Source organism: Polynucleobacter sp. 39-46-10 (assembly GCF_002282275.1).
Genome location: NZ_NCJB01000259.1, coordinates 1 through 3,478, shown reverse-complemented (window position 1 = coordinate 3,478; position 3,478 = coordinate 1). Strand labels below are relative to the sequence as shown.

Genomic DNA, 3,478 nt, shown 5'->3' with positions numbered 1-3,478 from the left:
GGCTTATCAGCATTGGTCCAGAGAACAAACTGGTCTAGAGCCAACATAGCTACCGGAGTAATTTCTTTCCAGTTAAAAGGAACGCCTGTTGCCATTGGGGTAGTAAACAGATTTGACAAAGTAATGATGATTTTGTTTGGATCACCCTTTGCATCCTTGATTGCCAGAAATCCTTCAGCACCCGCACCAGCAGACTTGTTGATTGGAATAATGGATTGCTTCATCAAGTTATGCTTAGTAACAATACCTTGAATAACACGAGCCATTTGGTCAGCACCACCACCAGGACCGGCAGGAATAATGAACTCAACTGGCTTGGTTGGCTCCCAAGCAGCAAAAGCAGGTGAAACAGCAACAGCACCGAGGGCTAATGCGGTGGAAATCAATGCCCCTTTTAACTTCATCTTCATGAACGCTCCTCCAAAAAATTTTTGAATACCAATATTACTTTGGCTTTTCTTTGTTGTGTAATGATTTTTGATCGATCCGGGCACAGATCTCTTGATTGGCATCAACAATATTTAAATCGATACCTAGGGCTTTCACTAGTTGAATTAGTAATAACCCTAATAAAAATTAGCAGTGAAATTGCTATCTGAACCGGTCCAAAAGCTTCTTGCTAACCTTATCGAGCTTCGTGGAATCTGAGATCAAGAACTGCAGTCCATTGGAGTCAGCTATTAGCAGTGTATTTCCGGCAATACGGCGAATATCTTCCTCACCTTTGAGGCGAATTCTGGTGGGGCCTCGGTCAGTTTCAATATCCCAAAGACTTGGAGTGGCAAAAGTAGACACTTTGGTGATCTTTTTAATCACGGGCATGAACTCACGAGCCGCCAACTCTTCCTTAATAAGAGCTAAGTCACCCTCAGGAATAGTCTTGGCATCATCAAACCAGCACAACTCTTTACCAGACTGGTCCATGATGGAGATTCCGGCCTCTGGCTCTGTAATTGGGAACGCCCTTACTGGAAAGACGCCAATGTGCGAAGTTCCCTGAGCATCTGTAAACACTAGACGACCAAGGGCATCACGCTCCAGAGTATAGGATTTTTGATGGTGACTCATACCTCTCCCCCGACATCTTTGGCAATAACTTGAAGTCGCTCTTCATCTATTTCATTTTGATTCTCATCAATGCTCTCGCCAATCGCACCACCTTCAACCAGTTCTGCAGCGTGGCGAAGTTGCGCTTGATACAAAGCGTAATACGCACCCCTTGCATCCATCAACTGATCATGTGATCCGATCTCCACAATCTCTCCCTTATCTAGCACTACTAAGCGGTCAGCTTTTCGAAGAGTAGAAAGGCGATGAGCAATCGCAATCGTCGTGCGACCTTTCACCAGATTATCCAAGGCGCGCTGAATTTCTTTTTCAGTTGTAGTGTCTACCGATGAGGTTGCTTCATCCAAAATCAAAATGCTTGGATTAATTAAAAGCGCACGCGCAATTGAGATACGTTGACGCTCTCCACCAGAAAGAGATTGGCCACGCTCACCTACTAAGGAGTCGTAACCCAGCGGTAAGCGCAGAATAAATTCGTGAGCATGTGCAGCGCGCGCCGCTTCAATAATTTCTTCGCGCGAAGCATCTGGTTTTCCGTACGCAATATTTTCTGCAATCGTGCCAAAGAATAAGAAGGGTTCTTGCAGTACCAAACCAATGCGCTTGCGATAGTCCGCAATTCCGATGCTACGAATGTCGCGCCCGTCTAATGTGATGGCGCCTGAACTCACATCATAGAAGCGGCAAATCAAATTCACTAGCGTGCTCTTGCCTGAACCGCTATGGCCCACTAAACCAATCATTTCACCTGGAGCAATATCCAGATCAATCCCCTTAGAAACGGCCCGGTTGCCATAACGGAAACCCACGCCCCTTAAGGAGATTTGACCCTTCACTTGCCCCAATGGCGCTGGATTGATTGGCTCGGGAACACTGGAAACATGATCCAAGATATCAAAAATACGTTTGGCACCAGCAGCAGCTTTTTGGGTATGCGAAACAATACGACTCATGGAATCTAATCGAATGTAAAAGCGTCCGATATAGGCCAAGAAAGCGATCAACACACCTACTGTCACTTTTTGATGAGCCACCTGCCAAATACCAAAACCCCACACTACCAAGAGGCCAGTTTCAGTTAATAGCGTAACTGTTGGCGAGAACAAACCCCATACTCGATTAACGCGATCATTAATTTGCAAATTGTGCTTATTCGAATCCACAAAACGTTTGAGCTCGCGTTCTTCTTGAGCAAAAGCCTTGACAACCCGAATGCCTGGAATCGTATCCGCCAAAATATTAGTCACTTCAGACCAAATGCGATCAATCTTTTCAAAACCAAAACGCAGCTTATCTCGGACCACATGAATCATCCACACAATAAATGGCAATGGCGCAAGAGTTACTAGTGCCAGCAAGGGGTCAATCGAAACTAAAATTGCTGCAGTCATCGTGATCATGATCACATCGGTCGCAAAGTCCAAAGCGTACAAAGATAAAAATACGCAGATGCGATCCGTCTCAGCTCCAATACGCGCAATCAAGTCACCAGTTCTTTTGCCGCCAAAATACTCCAAAGATAATTTCAGCAAATGCTCAAAAGTGGTATTGCGTAAATCTGCCCCGATACGCTCACTCACCAATGCAAGTAAGTATGTTTTCCACCAACCCAAACCCCAGGCTACGACAGCGGCAACAAATAAAGCAATGAGATATTTGCTTGCTAAATTGAAGTCAATCGGATTACCTTTTTCATATGGGATCAATACGTGATCCATTAAAGGCATCGTCAAGTAAGGCGGGATCAAAGTGGCGCCGGTTGAGAGCAAAGTCAGAAAAAAACCCAATAAAAGCTCTTTTTTATAGGGGCGCGCAAAACGCCACAGCTTAAATAAGGTCAAAGTAGATGGCGGAGCATCATCTTCAGGATCGCAGGTGGGGCAAGCTTCTGAATTGGCTGGCTTTGGACTCAAACAAACTGGGCAAACCTGTTTATCGTATTCAGAAGCCTCAGAATCCTTGACGATCTGGGCACCAGCCATGAACTGCTTATAGGCACTCTGAAGACGCAATATTTGAGGATTAACAGCCAAAGTAAAGCGCCAAAGCCTCAGCAAAGAGACCTCAGACTCCAATTTCAGATAACCCACTCCAGCGTGATCTCCCTGGAGAAGATGGGCTCCAGAGCTAATCGGCCAAAATTCTGAGTGGGTGCCATCTGTCCAAAATAGCCCTGACGGGATCAAGCAAAGAAGGCTTTTTTCAAAGCGCATCATGTCGTCAAGATCCAGCTCAACCCATGCCAGTATGGAATCCAGCCCTTTTACCGGGGACTGATCGGCCTCTAATGCAGCAACCCATTGAATGGGTACAGAGGGTACGGATGGGGAAATGTCTGGCTTCATTAGTCCTAAAAGTATAGTGGAGCTAGGTTTCTAAGATTTAATGATGCTGTCAACTTTCAGAGCTA

The 3,478-nt window shown here is 45.5% G+C and carries 2 protein-coding genes and 1 pseudogene; all 3 read right to left on the bottom strand.

The window, feature by feature from the left end:
* Nucleotides 1-404: pseudogene (locus tag B7X71_RS13910) on the bottom strand (tripartite tricarboxylate transporter substrate binding protein); the annotation flags it as partial.
* 187 nt (nucleotides 405-591) lie between these two features.
* Nucleotides 592-1,068: a DUF1854 domain-containing protein gene (locus B7X71_RS13905; protein ID WP_293598970.1), complete on the bottom strand. Its 477-nt coding sequence runs from the start codon at nucleotides 1,066-1,068 to the stop codon at nucleotides 592-594.
* Nucleotides 1,065-3,413 (bottom strand): ABC transporter ATP-binding protein, encoded by a 2,349-nt coding sequence (locus tag B7X71_RS13900; protein WP_293601051.1) that lies wholly within the window; start codon nucleotides 3,411-3,413, stop codon nucleotides 1,065-1,067. The genes B7X71_RS13905 and B7X71_RS13900 overlap by 4 nt, the downstream gene beginning before the upstream one ends.
* Nucleotides 3,414-3,478: the final 65 nt, after the last annotated feature.

Bases quoted from the DNA above. Each gene is read 5' to 3' on its own strand.
- B7X71_RS13905 (WP_293598970.1), bottom strand. From the start codon at position 1,068: ATGAGTCACCATCAAAAATCCTATACTCTGGAGCGTGATGCCCTTGGT.
- B7X71_RS13900 (WP_293601051.1), bottom strand. From the start codon at position 3,413: ATGAAGCCAGACATTTCCCCATCCGTACCCTCTGTACCCATTCAATGG.